Raw genomic sequence first — 12,848 nt, 5'->3', positions numbered from 1 at the left:
GTCGCGGTGGTAGTCTGAGCCGGTGCGGATCGCTCGCCTCCTCCTTAGCCGCCGCGACGAGACCTCGTTCTGAGCCCTCTCTCGTCGCGGAGTCCGTCGCGGGCTTGATCCCCTTATCTGGAGAACGAGACAGCATGAGCACAACGATTCCCGACCGCCCGCGGACCCTCGCCGAGAAGGTCTGGGACGACCACCTCGTGGTGAAGGGCGAAGAGGGGCAGCCCGACCTGATCTACATCGACCTGCACCTCGTGCACGAAGTGACCAGCCCGCAGGCGTTCGACGGCCTCCGCGCCGAGGGGCGTCCGGTGCGCCGGCTCGACCTGACGATCGCGACCGAGGACCACAACACGCCCACGCTCGAGATCGACAAGCCGATCGCCGATCTCACCAGCCGCACGCAGATCGAGACCCTGCGCCGAAACGCCGAGGAGTTCGGCGTACGGCTGCACTCCCTCGGCGACAAGGAGCAGGGCATCGTCCACGTCGTCGGCCCCCAACTGGGTCTGACCATGCCAGGGATCACGGTCGTCTGCGGCGACAGTCACACCTCGACGCACGGTGCTTTCGGCGCCATGGCCTTCGGTATCGGTACCAGCGAGGTCGAGCACGTTCTGGCGACGCAGACGCTGCCGCTGAAGCCCTTCAAGACGATGGCCATCACGGTCGAGGGAGAGCTGAAGCCGGGAGTGACCGCGAAGGACATCATCCTCGCCATCATCGCCAAGATCGGCGCGAACGGTGGCCAAGGCTATGTGCTCGAGTTCCGCGGCAGCGCCATCCGGTCGCTGTCGATGGAGGGCCGGATGACGATGTGCAACATGTCGATCGAGGCCGGGGCCCGCGCCGGCATGATCGCCCCGGACGAGACCACGTTCGCCTACGTCAAGGACAAGCCGCACGCTCCGCAGGGTCAGGACTGGGACGACGCCGTCGCCTACTGGCGGACTCTCCCGAGCGACGAGGGCGCGGTCTACGACGCCGAGGTCTTCCTCGACGCGAACGAGCTCGAGCCCTTCGTCACGTGGGGCACCAACCCCGGCCAGGGCGTCTCACTGAGTGACGTCGTGCCCGACCCGGCATCCTTCGCGGACGCCAATGAGCGCGCGGCCGCCGAGCGCGCCCTCGCGTACATGGACCTTGCCGCCGGGACACCGCTGAAGGACGTGACGGTGGATGCCGTCTTCATGGGTTCCTGCACGAACAGCCGCATCGAAGATCTGCGCGCCTTCGCCTCGGTCATCGAGGGCCGCCACAAGGCCGACGGCGTCCGCGTCATGGTCGTCCCCGGCTCGGCGCGGGTACGTCTGGAAGCGGAGGCGGAGGGGCTCGACAAGGTCTTCACCGCGTTCGGTGCGGAGTGGCGTTTCGCGGGTTGTTCGATGTGTCTCGGGATGAACCCCGACCAGTTGGCCCCCGGGGAGCGGTGCGCATCCACGAGCAACCGCAACTTCGAAGGACGTCAGGGCAAGGGCGGCCGCACTCACCTCGTCTCGCCGCTGGTGGCCGCCGCGACGGCGGTGCTGGGGCGGCTCGCCAGCCCGTCCGATCTGCCCGCCGTCGAGAAGGTCGAGGCCTGACATGGAGAAGTTCACGACGCACACCGGTATCGCCGCCGCGCTGACGCGGTCCGCGGTCGACACCGACCAGATCATCCCCGCCGTCTATCTCAAGCGCGTCACCAAGACGGGCTTCGAAGACGCACTGTTCGCCAACTGGCGTCAGGACCCTGATTTCGTCCTCAACCAGCCGGCGTTCGCGCGCGCCTCGATCCTCGTGGCGGGCCCGGACTTCGGTACCGGCTCGAGCCGCGAACACGCCGTCTGGGCCCTGCGCGACTACGGCTTCCAGGTCGTGCTGAGCCCGAAGTTCGCCGACATCTTCCGGGGCAATGCGGGCAAGCAAGGCCTGGTCACCGGTGTGATCTCCGAGGCCGACGTGGAGGCCATCTGGGCCCAGATCGAGGCGCAGCCGGGGATCGAGATGACGGTCGACCTTCTCGAGCGCACGGCGGTGATCGGCGAGCTCCGGGTCTCGTTCGAGATCGACGATTACACTAGGTGGAGGCTCCTCGAAGGTCTGGACGACATCGGGCTGACTCTGCGCAATGAGGACAAGATCGCGCAGTTCGAGGCGCGCCGCGAGGCGTGGCGCCCGCGGACGCTCCCCGTTCGCTAGGACGGATCGCGCCTTCACCGGCGCCGATCATCTGTCTTTCGCTTCCCCGTCCTCGACACACACTGTGAGGTCCGATCCATGAACACCCTTCTGAGCGCTTCGGCGTCGACACCCGCCGGAGGCGAGGTTTCGGTCCTCGAGATCCGCGGAGGACGGCCGCTGAAGGGGCGCGTCGAGGTGAAGGGCGCGAAGAACCTCGCGACCAAGGCGATGGTGGCGGCGCTGCTCGGGGAGTCCGAGAGCGTGCTGCGCGATGTCCCCGACATCAGCGATGTGAAGGTCGTGCGCTCTCTGCTGGAGGTGCACGGGGTCACCGTCACCGATGAGGGCGAAGGGGTCCTGCGTCTCGACCCGCGCGGTGCGGTCTCCGCGCACATGGAAGAGATCGACGCGCACGCCGGCGCGTCCCGTATCCCGATCCTCTTCTGCGGCCCGCTGCTGCATCTGCTCGGGCAGGCGTTCATTCCGGATCTCGGCGGATGTCGCATCGGCGACCGTCCGATCGACTTCCACCTCGACGCTCTGCGCGCCTTCGGTGCGACCATCGACAAGCTGCCCAGCGGCATCCGGCTTTCCGCGCCGAACGGACTCAAAGGCGCGAACATCGCCCTGCCGTACCCCAGCGTGGGCGCCACCGAGCAGGTCCTGCTGACCGCGGTGCGCGCGAAGGGCACGACCGAGCTGCGAAACGCCGCGATCGAGCCCGAGATCATGGATCTGATCGCCGTGCTGCAGAAGATGGGCGCGATCATCTCCTACGAGCCCAACCGCGTCATCTTCATCGAAGGCGTCGACACCCTTCGCGGCTACGACCACCGGAGCATCTTCGACCGCAACGAAGCCGCATCGTGGGCGTGCGCGGCCCTGGCCACCGACGGCGACATCTTCGTCGGTGGAGCCAAGCAGCAGGAGATGCTCACCTTCCTCAACGTCTTCCGCAAGGTGGGCGGCGACTTCGACATCCACGAGGACGGCATCCGCTTCCGCCGCGGGGGATCCCTGAAGCCCGTCGTCGTCGAGACGGACGTCCACCCGGGATTCATGACCGACTGGCAGCAGCCGCTCATCGTGGCCCTGACGCAGGCCGAGGGCGTCTCGACGGTGCACGAGACCGTCTATGAGAACCGGCTCGGCTTCACGCAGGCTCTGAACAAGATGGGTGCCGACATCGTCGTGCACCCCGAGGGCATCGCCAGCCCCGACCGGCGCGTGGCGCGCCGCGCGCTGGAGCAGGCCGCGGTGATCACCGGTCCGACGCCGCTGCACGGCGCCGATGTGGTCGTTCCGGACCTCCGCGGCGGCTACAGCTATGTGATCGCGGCGTTGGCGGCGCAGGGGCGTTCGCGCGTGGCGGGCGTCGACATCATTCGTCGCGGATATGAGAAGTTCCTCGAGAAGCTCACGATCCTCGGCGCCGACTTCGACGTCGTCGGATGACGGGCACGGCGCGCCCGGCGCCGCGGCGCCGGGCCTCTCCGGAGAAGACGCGTCCGTCGGTCTTCTGGCCGCTCGCGGCCATCATCGTGCCGGCGGTCGGCTGGTTCGCGAAGATCGAGATCAGCGGTGCGGAGCACCTTCCGGCGGAAGGCCCCTACGTGCTGGCCCCGAATCACTACAGCGAGTTCGATCCGCTGATCATCGCGGTGGGCACGTGGCGTATGGGCCGCGCACCGCGGTTCATGGCGAAGGAGAGCCTGTTCCGCGTTCCCGTGCTCGGGGCGGCCTTGCGCGCGACCGGCATGGTCCCGGTCGCCCGGGCCTCGTCGTCGGCCGCGGCGAAGCAGACCCTTCAGCAGTCGGAGGATCTGGTGACCCATGGCCGCGGCGTCATCGTCTACCCGGAGGGCTCGCTCACGCGTGACCCCGACATGTGGCCCATGCGCGGCAAGACCGGCGCGGTGCGCCTCGCGCTGGCCGCCGGTGAGCCGATTCCCGTCATCCCGGCGGCGACGTGGGGCGTGCAGCAGATCCTCCCGCGGTACGGCAAGCTCCGCTTCTGGCCGCCGCGCCGTCGCGTTCGCCTTGCCCTCGGCCCGGCGACCGACCTCTCGGCCTTCACCGGCCCCGGCGCGACGGGGTCTGCGAACCTCATCGCCGCCACCGATGCCGTGATGGCCGACATCGCTGCGCTGTTGGGCACCTTGCGCGATGAACGGCCGCCGAGCGAACGGTGGAACCCGTCTGCGCACGGGCAGAACGAGACGGGCCGCCTTGACGCGTAGGGGCGAGTCGGCATTGCCGCGGGTCGCGGTGATCGGCTCGGGCAGCTGGGGAACCACGTTCGGCAAGGTGCTCGCCGACGGCGGTGCTCACGTGGTGATGTGGGCTCGCCGCGCGGAGCTCGCCCAGGAGATCCAGGAAGGGCACCGTAACAGCGAGTACCTGCCCGGCATCAACCTGCCGCGCACGATGTCGGCGACGACGCACCTCTCGGAGGCGCTGGAGGGTGCGTCGCAGGTCTACCTCGCGATCTCGAGCCAGGCCCTCCGGCAGAATCTGAAGGCGGTGCGCCCCCTGGTGCGCGACACCGATGCCCCGATCGTGTCGTTGATGAAGGGCGTCGAGAAGCGCAGCGGGCGGCGGATGAGCGAGGTGATCGTCGAGGAGCTGCACTGCGACCCGGCCCGCATCGCCGTCGCGTCCGGCCCGAACCTTGCGCTCGAGATCGCCCGGGAGCAGCCCACGGCAGCCGTCATCTCCTCCACCAGCCGTGACACGGCCGAGGCGGTCGCCCGGCGCGCTCGCAACGTCTACTTCCGGACTTTCGTGAACACGGATGTGATCGGCACCGAGTTCGGCGGTGTGCTGAAGAACCTCATCGCCGTCGCGATCGGCATCGTCGACGGCGTCGGTTACGGCGAGAACACGAAGGCCTCCATCATCACGCGCGGTCTCGTGGAGATGACCGACTTCGCCGTGGCCCAGGGCGCTCAGCCGGAGACGCTGCAGGGGCTGGCCGGTCTCGGCGACCTGATCGCGACGTGTCAGTCTCCGCTGAGCCGCAACAACACCGCCGGGCGACTCCTCGGCCAGGGCTACAGCTTCCAGGACGTCGTGAAGCAGATGAACCAAACCGCCGAGGGACTCGCCTCGGTGGCACCGGTGCTGCAGCTGGCCCGCGCCTCCGGCGTCCAGATGCCCATCGTGGAACAGGTCAAGATGGTTCTGGACGGCACGATGAATCCTCGCGACATCGCGCCGCATCTGACCACCGACGACGACAAGCCCACGGGCGAGAGGACCCAGCATGGACAAAGCGGTAGTGGCGGTGCTCTTCGGAGGGCGTTCCAGCGAGCACGCGATCAGCTCCGCGACGGCGGGCGGCGTGCTTCGGGCGATCGACCGTGATCGCTTCGACGTCATCCCGGTAGGCATCACGCGCGACGGCGCTTTCGTGCTCGAAGACGACGACCCCGACAAGTTCGCACTCAACCCGGAACGTCTGCCGGAAGTCGTCGACAACGGCACGCGCATCCTGTGGCCGGACTCCATCCGCTCCCGTGAGCTGCGCGTTCAGGATGCCGACGGCATCCGCTCGCTCGGCGACATCGACGTCGTCTTCCCGATCCTGCACGGCCGCTTCGGCGAGGACGGCACGATCCAGGGCTTCCTCGAGCTGCTCGATCTGCCCTACGTCGGCGCTGGGCTGCTGATGTCGGCGATCGGCATGGACAAGCACACCACCAAGAGCGTTCTGAAGGCTGCCGGCGTTCCCGTCGTTCCCTGGGTCACCGTCACCGAGGCGGCGCTGGCGCGTGACCGCGACCTGTGGCACCGGCGCATCCGCGCGCTCGGGCTGCCGGCGTTCGTCAAGCCGGCCCGCGCCGGGTCGAGCGTCGGCGTGTCGAAGGTGTCCGAGTGGAGCGAGCTGGATGCCGCTCTGGCGACCGCCTTCGCGGAAGACGGCACGGTGCTGGTCGAGCAGGCGGTCGTCGGCCGCGAGGTCGAATGCGGCGTGCTTGCCGGTCGAGACGGCGACGCCCCGCGTGTCAGCGTCGCCGGTGAGATCGTGATCACGGGACGGGACTTCTACGACTTCGAGGCGAAGTACCTCGATGCCGCCGGCATCGAGCTCGTCTGCCCCGCCCGGCTGCAGGGCGGTGAGCTCGCCGAGATGCAGCGCGTCGCTGCCCGTGCGTTCGAGGCGCTGGGCGGCGAGGGTCTGGCTCGAGTCGACTTCTTCTTCACCGGAACCGAGTTCTTCGTCAACGAGGTGAACACGATGCCGGGGTTCACGCCCATCTCGATGTTTCCGAAGTGCTGGATCGCGACGGGAATGAGCTACCGCGACCTCATCAGCGAGCTGATCGATCTCGCGCGCGTGCGCTGACGACCGGCACGGATCGTCTTAGGAGGACGGGCGGGCGATGCAGCTGCGGCCATCCGTGGGCAGCTGCTGTACAGCGGAGGACAGTGCGCTGAGCACGTCGCGTCCGCTGACGACGTCATAGTCGAGGTACACCTGCACCGCGGGGGTACGGCCGAACGTGGTGAACCGGTACTTCGGCGCCTCGGAATCATCCATCAGCCAGTCGATGCCGTCGACGGTCTGGCAGACGAGCGTCGACGGTCCCGGCGCGTCGAGCCCGCACGTCAGCAGGACGCTGGCGGGGCTGCCCCACGCACCCGTGGCCTGGGCGTCGGTCCATCGGCGCGGCTGGCCGTCGACGGTGGCCGGCAGACGAGAGGTCACCGCCGCACATGCCGGGTCGTTGGCTCCCTTCGCCGGTGTCATCGAGACGGTGGAGCTGCAGCCGGCGGTACCGAGGGCGATGCCGAGCGCCACTGCCACGCTCAGAGGGGCGACGATCAGGCGCGAGCGGGACATCACTCCAGGCTACCGTGGAGCGGTGAGCACACCGATCGCCCCGACCGTCCGCGACCTGGGGGAGCGGCAGCTCTTGTCGCGCATCTTCACCGTCCTCGACGGCTCGTCGCGCGCGCTCGTCGGGCCCGGCGACGATGCCGCGGTGCTGGCGGCTCCGGACGGCCGCGTCGTGGTCTCGACCGACACGCTCGTGCACGGCCCCGATTTCCGGCTCGCGTGGTCGAGCGGGGAGGACCTGGGCTGGAAGGCCGCCGCGGTCAACCTCTCCGACATCGCCGCGATGGGCGCCCGCCCGACCGCGCTGGTGGTGGCTCTCACGCTTCCCGATGACACGCCGGTCGCGTTCGTCGAGGCTCTCGCGCGCGGACTGCGGGCGGCGTGCGACGCACTCGCGCCGGGATGCGCGGTGGAGGGTGGGGATCTCGCGGCATCCGACACGCTGACGATCGCGGTGACGGTGCTGGGCTCACTGGACGGCGAAGCGGCCGTGCTGCGTTCGGGAGCGCGTCCGGGCGACATCGTCGCCGTCACGGGTGAGCTCGGCGCGGCAGCACGGGGGCTCGCCCTGCTGTTCGATCGATTCCGGGATGCCGAGGGCCGCCCCCTCGCCGTCGATCCGTCGGTCCTCACCGACCGTGAGCGCGCCGATCTCGCTGCCCAGCTGCGTCCGCGCCCGCCGCTCGCGCTCGGCCCTCTGGCCGCGCGGTCGGGCGCGACCGCGATGATGGACGTGTCCGACGGACTTCTGCTGGATGCGACGCGTATGGCGGAAGCGTCCGGCGTGCGGATCGATCTGAGCCCGGAGCTGGACGACATGGCGCTTCGAGGCGGGGAGGATCACGAGCTGCTCGCCACGTTCCCATCCGGAGCCGCCCTGCCGGAGGGTTTCCGGCGTGTCGGCACCGTGATCGCCGACGCGACGCCACACGTCACCGTCGGAGGTGCGTCGTCAGCCGGCGTCGGCGGGTGGGATCCGCACCGGGACTGGGACGCGGCCCGCGGCTGATGCGGCCGAGGCGCCGCGCACCGCGGCGACGGCGCGGGCGATCGCCGTCGTCTCAGGACTGCGGGCGTACCCACCACAGCGTCGTGTCGCCGTAGCTCTTGTCGCGCTCGTACTGCAGCGCGTCGGGCAGCGTGGGGGCGCCGGAGCGGGTCGCGCGCTCGACGACCACGAGCGCGTCGGGCGCCAGTCGCGGCGCGAGCATTTCCAGCACGCGAGCGAGTTCGGTGTCGGCGAGGTCGTACGGCGGATCGATGAAAACGAGATCAAACGTGCGGGCGGTGGCCCGCAGGTACGCCTCGACGGAGCTGCGGTGCACTCGGATCGGCGTGCCCGGGAGCACCTTCGCGACGGTGCGAGCGTTGCGGTCGGCGACGGCCGCGGCGCGCGGCGCCTTCTCGACGAGATCGACGGATGCCGCGCCCCGGCTGGCTGCCTCGAGCCCGAGGGCGCCCGAACCGGCGAAAAGATCCAGCACGGCGGCTCCGTCGACGATGTCGGCCGCGTCGAGAGCGCCGAAGAGCGATTCACGCACGCGGTCGCTGGTCGGGCGCGTCCCGGCATCCGGGACACCGAGCGTGAGAGAACCGGCGGCTCCGGAGATGATGCGCGTCACGTGTTCACCCTAACCGTGGTCTGACGGACCCGCCGCGCCCGTCTCGTCGCGGAGCCGGGGCTCGGTGCGGCGCTCTGGTCGAAAGCCCGCCTTGTCGGCGTAGAAGGCACGGATCGCGTCCATGTCGCGGGCCACGTCCCCCGTGAGAGCGAGGGTCGGCCCGAGCCCGGTCGTCATCGTCGTACGGTCGACGTAGCCGAGCGTCAGCGGCATGCCGGTCTCGCGGGCGATGCGGTAGAAGCCGTTCTTCCAGAACGCGTTGCGCCCGCGGGTGCCGTCGGGAGTGACCACGAGGCCGAAGACCTCCCCGGCGCGAATGCGGGCGACGATGTCCTCGACCACGCGGCCTGCGTCGGCACGGTCGACGGGGATGCCGCCGAGAGCGTTCATGACGGGTCGTCGCCAGCCGCGGAAGAGCGTGTCCTTGCCGAGCCAGTGGATGCGCATCCCCAGACGCCACGAGATGGCGAGCATGAACACGAAGTCCCAGTTGGACGTGTGCGGCGCGCCGATGAGTACGGTGGGGCGCTCCGGAGCGGGGGTCGTCGCCAGCCGCCACCGGCTGCACGACCAGAACACGCGGGCAACGGTGCGGCGGATCACGAGCCGACTCTACGGGTGTCTCCTGGATGATCCGTGCATGTCTGATCGCCCGGGGACGGCTACGGCGTCGGTGGGCCTCAATAGACTCGGAGCATGCCCGCGATCACGCTCGACACCGCTCTTGTCGATGCGCTGGGAGCTGCGACCGCGAAGCTGTTCGATCGGGCATTCGGCATGAGCACGGTGGCCGATCTCCTGACGCACTACCCGCGGCGATACGCCCGACGCGGCGAGCTCACGCCGATCGACTCGCTGCCGCTGGGCGAGCAGGTCACGATCGTCGCGGAAGTGCGCTCGGTGTCGTCGCGACAGATGCGTCAACGGCGCGGTTCTCTTCTCGAGGTCGTGATCAGCGACGGCGCGGGAGCACTGACGCTCACGTTCTTCAACCAGGCGTGGCGCGCCAACGATCTCCAGGTGGGCCGTCAGGGGATGTTCTCGGGGAAGGTCGGCCAGTTCCAGGGGCACCAGCAGCTGGCTCATCCCGATTACACGCTCTTCGACGATGCCGACGCGGCGAGGTTGAACGCCCAGGCGCAGCAGCACACCCCGATTCCCATCTACCCGGCGACCAGCACGGTGGCGACATGGCAGGTGCAGAAGGCCGTCGCCACGGTGCTGGCTGCGTTGGCGCCGGTCTCCGACCCGCTGCCCGACTCCCTGCGCGCCGATGAGGGTCTGCTCGATGCGACCACGGCTCTGCGGCGGATCCACGCGCCTGAGAGCTTCGAGCAGATCGACGACGCGCGGCGTACGCTGCGCATGCACGAGGCGTTCATCCTGCAGACCGCGCTGCTCCAGCAGCGGCAGACCGTGCGGGCGATGGCCGCGACCTCGCGTCCGGGCGGCGCACTGTTGGACGACTTCGATTCGCGCCTGCCGTTCACCCGGACCCCCGACCAGGAGGCTGTCGGTGCGCAGATCGCCGCCGATCTGGAAGGTCCGTGGCCGATGAACCGTCTTGTTCAGGGAGAGGTCGGTTCGGGAAAGACGCTCGTGGCGCTGCGCGCCATGCTGCAGGTCGCGCAGTCCGGTGGGCAGTCTGCGCTGATCGCCCCCACCGAGGTGCTCGCGGCGCAGCACGTGCGCTCGATCGCGCGGATGCTGGGACCGCAGCTCGCTGCGGATCTGATGCCTACTCTGCTGACCGGGCAGCTGCCCGCCGCCGAACGGCGCAAAGCGGCGTTGCGGGTGGCGTCGGGACAGGCGCGCATCGTCGTGGGAACGCATGCCCTGCTGAGCGCGTCGACGACGTTCGCCGACCTGGGGCTCGTCGTCGTCGACGAGCAGCACCGATTCGGCGTCGAGCAGCGCGAGACGCTGCGAGCGAAGGGGACGGCGCCGCACGTGCTGGTGCTCACCGCGACACCCATTCCTCGCACGGTCGCGATGACCGTGTTCGGAGACCTGGACGTTTCCACCATTCGCACCCTTCCGAGCGGGAGAGCGGGCATCGCGACGCATGTCGCACCGCTCGCGGAGAAGCCCGGCTGGTTCGGACGCGTGTGGGAGCGCGCCGCCGAGGAGGTGGCCGCCGGACACCAGGTCTTCGTCGTCTGTGCCGCCATCGACGCCGAAGCCGTCGGTACCACGGCGAAGGATGCCGCGGAGGACGTTCCCGTCGATGTGGGCGCGCCCGAGGGCGAACAGCCGCGCACACGATGGGGTGTCGTCCAGGTCTCACAGATGCTCGACGGCATCTCCCTCTTCGACGGCCTGCGCGTCGAGATCCTTCACGGGAAGATGCCGGGGGAGCAGAAGGATGCCGTCATGCAGGCGTTCGCGGCCGGCCAGATCGACGTCCTCGTGGCGACCACGGTGGTGGAAGTCGGCGTCGACGTGCCCAATGCCTCGACGATGATCATCATGGAGGCCGATCGGTTCGGCGTCTCGCAGCTGCACCAGCTTCGCGGGCGGGTGGGTCGCGGTGCGGTCGCCGGCTTGTGTCTTCTCGTCACGGAGGCGCCGGAAGGGACGCCGGCCCGGTCTCGCGTGGAGGCGGTCGCGTCCACGACGGACGGCTTCCTGCTCGCCGAGATCGACCTCGAACTGCGCGGAGAGGGCGACGTGCTCGGAGATACCCAGTCGGGGGCGCGCACCTCTCTGCGGCTTCTTCGGGTCGTCCAGGATGCCGATCTGATCGCGCGAGCCCGTGCGGCGGCGGCAGACGTGCTCTCCCGCGACCCGATGCTCGAAGACCACCCCGGCCTCGTCGCAGCGATCGAGCGGCGCATCGGGCAACAGGAACGGGCGGCCCTGTCCAAGAGCTGATGGGGCTCGAAAGTGACGCCGCTAGGCTGACGGCATGAACAACCGCATCGCGGTGGTCCCCGGTTCGTTCGATCCGCCGACCCTCGGACATCTCGACGTCATCCGCCGCGCCGCGGCCCTGTACGACGAGCTGCACGTGCTCGTCGTACACAACCCGGGCAAAGAGGCCATGCTGCCGATCGCACAGCGGCTGAGTCTGCTCGAGCAGTCGATCGGGGAGGAAGGCGTCGAAGGCAATGTCGTCGTCGCCTCCTGGAGCGTCGGGCTTCTGGTCGACTATGCCCAGGACGTCGACGCCGGCGTGCTCGTCAAGGGCATCCGGTCCCAGATCGACGTCGCCTACGAGACGCCGATGGCGATCGTCAACCGGCACCTGGCCGAGATCGAGACGGTGTTCCTGCTGCCCGACCCTGCGCACGCGCTGGTGTCGAGTTCGCTCGTGCGTCAGGTTGCCGCCCTCGGTGGCGACGTCTCACCGTTCGTCCCCGGGCCGGTCGCCCGCTTCCTCGACACGGGAGCACGGGCGGGCTGACGGCCTCGGCTGCCCACGAGGCGGCTACCATTGCGTGGTGGTCAGAAAGCATGTGAGCGGTCCGTTCGTGTTCCCGGTGCGCGATATCTCGCATCGTGCGGGGGAGATGCGCGAGTTCGACATCGAGGTCCCCGCGCCGGCGAAATGGGGCGAGGGACTCGTCTCCGTTGCCGAGGGTGAGCCCATCGAGCTGGGCGTTCGTCTCGAGTCGGTCCACGAGGGCATTCTGGTGACCGCCGAGATCGACACCGAGTACTCCGGGGTCTGTGGCCGATGCCTCACTGACATCGCCCGGCCTGTCGAAGTCGAGTTTCAAGAGCTCTTCGGGTATCCTGGGACGGAAGCGATCGACTTCGAGGTTCAAGACGACCACGTGGATCTTGAAACTCCGGTCAGGGATGCGATCGTCCTCTCGCTTCCGTTCCAGCCGGTGTGCCAGCCGGACTGCCCGGGGCTCGACCCCATCACGGGTGAGAGGCTGGCCGCAGGAACCGTGCCGGAGATTCCGATCGACGAGCGCTGGGCCGCGCTGAAGGCCCTCACCCCAGACCCTGACGACGAGGCCTCGAGCCGCGTCGCCACCGATACAGAGAAGAGCTAGCCATGGCAGGTAACCCCCCGAAGCGGAAGGTCTCCCGCTCCAACACTCGTTCGCGTCGCGCACAGTGGAAGGCCGAGGCGCCCACGCTCGTCAAGACCGTCGAGAACGGCAAGGTCGTCTACAGCCGTCCCCACCAGGCGAAGGTCGTGACCGACTCGCAGGGTACCGAGCTGTTCCTCGAGTACAAGGGCCGCAAGGTCGCTGACATCTGATCGC

At 69.1% G+C, this 12,848-nt stretch carries 14 protein-coding genes; 11 read left to right on the top strand and 3 right to left on the bottom strand.

Annotated features, from left to right (window positions below; genetic code table 11):
• Positions 1-134: 134 nt before the first annotated feature.
• From leuC to JOE53_RS07155, 6 genes are all read left to right on the top strand, one after another.
• Complete coding sequence (leuC, locus tag JOE53_RS07180; protein ID WP_204947268.1) at positions 135-1,580, top strand: 3-isopropylmalate dehydratase large subunit; 1,446 nt, start codon at positions 135-137, stop codon at positions 1,578-1,580.
• A 1-nt stretch (position 1,581) separates the two neighbouring features.
• The gene (leuD, locus tag JOE53_RS07175) at positions 1,582-2,178 is read left to right on the top strand and encodes a 3-isopropylmalate dehydratase small subunit (RefSeq protein WP_005050185.1); all 597 of its coding nucleotides are present in this window, start codon (positions 1,582-1,584) and stop codon (positions 2,176-2,178) included.
• A gap of 78 nt (positions 2,179-2,256) precedes the next feature.
• Positions 2,257-3,615 carry a UDP-N-acetylglucosamine 1-carboxyvinyltransferase gene (gene murA, locus JOE53_RS07170; protein ID WP_204947267.1) on the top strand — a complete coding sequence of 453 codons (1,359 nt, stop codon included), beginning with the start codon at positions 2,257-2,259 and terminating at the stop codon, positions 3,613-3,615.
• Positions 3,612-4,400: a lysophospholipid acyltransferase family protein gene (locus tag JOE53_RS07165; protein WP_204947266.1), complete on the top strand. Its 789-nt coding sequence runs from the start codon at positions 3,612-3,614 to the stop codon at positions 4,398-4,400. The genes murA and JOE53_RS07165 overlap by 4 nt, the downstream gene beginning before the upstream one ends.
• Positions 4,390-5,526 (top strand): NAD(P)H-dependent glycerol-3-phosphate dehydrogenase, encoded by a 1,137-nt coding sequence (locus JOE53_RS07160; RefSeq protein WP_204947265.1) that lies wholly within the window; start codon positions 4,390-4,392, stop codon positions 5,524-5,526. The genes JOE53_RS07165 and JOE53_RS07160 overlap by 11 nt, the downstream gene beginning before the upstream one ends.
• Positions 5,426-6,508 carry a D-alanine--D-alanine ligase family protein gene (locus JOE53_RS07155; RefSeq protein WP_204947264.1) on the top strand — a complete coding sequence of 361 codons (1,083 nt, stop codon included), beginning with the start codon at positions 5,426-5,428 and terminating at the stop codon, positions 6,506-6,508. Before JOE53_RS07160 ends, JOE53_RS07155 begins: the two co-directional genes overlap by 101 nt.
• 18 nt (positions 6,509-6,526) lie before the next feature.
• Here JOE53_RS07155 and JOE53_RS07150 read toward each other — a convergent pair whose 3' ends face one another.
• On the bottom strand, positions 6,527-7,006 hold the full coding sequence (locus JOE53_RS07150; RefSeq protein ID WP_036318211.1) for a DUF3515 family protein: 480 nt from the start codon (positions 7,004-7,006) through the stop codon (positions 6,527-6,529).
• 22 nt (positions 7,007-7,028) lie between these two features.
• On the opposite strand from JOE53_RS07150, the gene thiL reads away from it, so the two are divergent.
• Complete coding sequence (gene thiL, locus JOE53_RS07145) at positions 7,029-8,012, top strand: thiamine-phosphate kinase (RefSeq protein ID WP_271170970.1); 984 nt, start codon at positions 7,029-7,031, stop codon at positions 8,010-8,012.
• Positions 8,013-8,064: 52 nt separating this feature from the next.
• Here thiL and rsmD read toward each other — a convergent pair whose 3' ends face one another.
• Together rsmD and JOE53_RS07135 are read right to left on the bottom strand one after the other, a co-directional pair.
• The gene (gene rsmD / locus JOE53_RS07140; RefSeq protein ID WP_204947262.1) at positions 8,065-8,625 is read right to left on the bottom strand and encodes a 16S rRNA (guanine(966)-N(2))-methyltransferase RsmD; all 561 of its coding nucleotides are present in this window, start codon (positions 8,623-8,625) and stop codon (positions 8,065-8,067) included.
• A gap of 9 nt (positions 8,626-8,634) precedes the next feature.
• Positions 8,635-9,228 (bottom strand): 1-acyl-sn-glycerol-3-phosphate acyltransferase, encoded by a 594-nt coding sequence (locus JOE53_RS07135; RefSeq protein ID WP_204947261.1) that lies wholly within the window; start codon positions 9,226-9,228, stop codon positions 8,635-8,637.
• 93 nt (positions 9,229-9,321) lie between these two features.
• On the opposite strand from JOE53_RS07135, the gene JOE53_RS07130 reads away from it, so the two are divergent.
• Genes JOE53_RS07130 through rpmF form a run of 4 tightly spaced genes read left to right on the top strand, consistent with a single transcriptional unit; the run spans position 9,322 to position 12,844 of the window.
• A complete protein-coding gene (locus JOE53_RS07130; protein ID WP_204947260.1) occupies positions 9,322-11,499 on the top strand; it encodes an ATP-dependent DNA helicase RecG in 2,178 nt (725 codons plus the stop codon).
• A 34-nt stretch (positions 11,500-11,533) separates the two neighbouring features.
• Positions 11,534-12,031, top strand: a complete 498-nt coding sequence (gene coaD / locus JOE53_RS07125; RefSeq protein ID WP_204947259.1) for a pantetheine-phosphate adenylyltransferase — start codon at positions 11,534-11,536, stop codon at positions 12,029-12,031.
• Positions 12,032-12,083: 52 nt separating this feature from the next.
• Positions 12,084-12,632 (top strand): YceD family protein, encoded by a 549-nt coding sequence (locus tag JOE53_RS07120; RefSeq protein ID WP_204948189.1) that lies wholly within the window; start codon positions 12,084-12,086, stop codon positions 12,630-12,632.
• Between the two features lie 2 nt (positions 12,633-12,634).
• Positions 12,635-12,844, top strand: a complete 210-nt coding sequence (gene rpmF, locus JOE53_RS07115) for a 50S ribosomal protein L32 (protein ID WP_005050211.1) — start codon at positions 12,635-12,637, stop codon at positions 12,842-12,844.
• Positions 12,845-12,848 lie beyond the last annotated feature (4 nt).

It is taken from the genome of Microbacterium laevaniformans (assembly GCF_016907555.1).
Classification (GTDB): domain Bacteria; phylum Actinomycetota; class Actinomycetes; order Actinomycetales; family Microbacteriaceae; genus Microbacterium; species Microbacterium laevaniformans.
This window is presented reverse-complemented; position numbering and strand designations above follow the sequence as displayed.

What these genes read in the sequence shown, in the direction of transcription:
- rpmF (WP_005050211.1), top strand. Translation starts at nt 12,635, where the DNA reads ATGGCAGGTAACCCCCCGAAGCGGAAGGTCTCCCGCTCCAACACTCGT.
- JOE53_RS07165 (WP_204947266.1), top strand. Translation starts at nt 3,612, where the DNA reads ATGACGGGCACGGCGCGCCCGGCGCCGCGGCGCCGGGCCTCTCCGGAG.
- JOE53_RS07130 (WP_204947260.1), top strand. Translation starts at nt 9,322, where the DNA reads ATGCCCGCGATCACGCTCGACACCGCTCTTGTCGATGCGCTGGGAGCT.
- JOE53_RS07150 (WP_036318211.1), bottom strand. Translation starts at nt 7,006, where the DNA reads ATGTCCCGCTCGCGCCTGATCGTCGCCCCTCTGAGCGTGGCAGTGGCG.
- leuC (WP_204947268.1), top strand. Translation starts at nt 135, where the DNA reads ATGAGCACAACGATTCCCGACCGCCCGCGGACCCTCGCCGAGAAGGTC.
- leuD (WP_005050185.1), top strand. Translation starts at nt 1,582, where the DNA reads ATGGAGAAGTTCACGACGCACACCGGTATCGCCGCCGCGCTGACGCGG.
- murA (WP_204947267.1), top strand. Translation starts at nt 2,257, where the DNA reads ATGAACACCCTTCTGAGCGCTTCGGCGTCGACACCCGCCGGAGGCGAG.
- JOE53_RS07155 (WP_204947264.1), top strand. Translation starts at nt 5,426, where the DNA reads ATGGACAAAGCGGTAGTGGCGGTGCTCTTCGGAGGGCGTTCCAGCGAG.
- coaD (WP_204947259.1), top strand. Translation starts at nt 11,534, where the DNA reads ATGAACAACCGCATCGCGGTGGTCCCCGGTTCGTTCGATCCGCCGACC.